Genomic DNA, 1289 nt, shown 5'->3' with positions numbered 1-1289 from the left:
GATCCTGACGTTCCAGGAGAAAAGTCCAGAGACACGGCGCCTATGGTTCCAGTGTTAGTTTTAAAAAGACCGGGTTTTGTTTGGACAGCTCTTGGATTCTTTCCAGGCTCTAATGCCAGGACCTGGACTTCTTCTCCTTCTTTCCATTCTCCTTCTAGCTTCCAGCCTCCTCCATACGATATTAGGTCTTTCTTGACGTCCGCCCATGATGGTTCAATTCTCTTCCCTTTATGCATTAAGACAGCACCACGTGTGACATGCCACATTGTGTGGAATGTTCCTTCTTTGTAAACTCCGGCTCCGATCTGCGAGTATCCTAGAATCCCTTTCTGCTTGATTCTATATGCTCCATCTTCCAGTTCGGCCTTTCCCACAGGTGGGGGTGAGGGGACATCCCACAATACTCCTGCTCGTTGTTTTTTCACTTCCCACAGGTACCATGCAGCTGCCGTGATTGGTATTGACACGGGAAAAAGTCCTGATATCACCAACAGTCCTGTTCTGATGAGTATGGTCAGTGTTTGTTCTTCTTCTTCATTTTTTATCGACATGCTACCATCTTCCGATATTGTTATCGACAGAATTGGACTACTTCCTGATATCTCTGCCTGTTCTTCCCATCTTACGTCAGCAGCTCTTTCCAGTTCCAAATCAGCCGATCTTCCAGTGAGTACGTAACACACAGTGAGAAGCCCTCCAGCCACTAATGGTCCTGTCATGGGAATATCATTCTTTAGGAGGGAACTGGCTAAAATGCTCACCATCCCGACTGCCATAATAGCCTCATTTAGTGGCCAGCTCCTTTTCTTGCTAGTTCTTGAGAGGGTTGTTAAGAAAATGGCTGTTGGATTAAGACCTTTGATCGTCAACGCCAGTGGTATCCAATCCGCTTTCTGCTGTGAGGATGTTAAAAGCAGTGGGGAAACGGACACCACTGCCAGTGTTGTGCAGCTCACTCTCCATGCGTTTTGTAATATCACTGCATTGGGGACGCACAAGATGGCCATGATAGTCACTGCTAGTTGATACTTTTCCATGTTTCTCACTATTTTGAGAACCATCATCCCCAAAGCCAACGCATCAGTCAGTTCAAGTATGGTCATCTTGTGCGTCCCCAATGCAGTGATATTACAAAACGCATGGAGAGTGAGCTGCACAACACTGGCAGTGGTGTCCGTTTCCCCACTGCTTTTAACATCCTCACAGCAGAAAGCGGATTGGATACCACTGGCGTTGACGATCAAAGGTCTGAACTCCAACAGCCATTTTCTTAACAACCCTCTCAAACA

Annotated in this window: 1 protein-coding gene; it reads right to left on the bottom strand. The window is 46.7% G+C overall.

Annotation, left to right across the window (positions count from 1 at the left end):
* A partial coding sequence (locus DCM90_RS10265) for a hypothetical protein (protein ID WP_133244338.1) occupies positions 1-1103 on the bottom strand: 1103 nt, incomplete at its 3' end.
* Between the last annotated feature and the right edge of the window lie 186 nt (positions 1104-1289).

This window comes from Levilactobacillus bambusae, assembly GCF_003124125.1.
GTDB lineage: Bacteria > Bacillota > Bacilli > Lactobacillales > Lactobacillaceae > Levilactobacillus > Levilactobacillus bambusae.
This window is presented reverse-complemented; position numbering and strand designations above follow the sequence as displayed.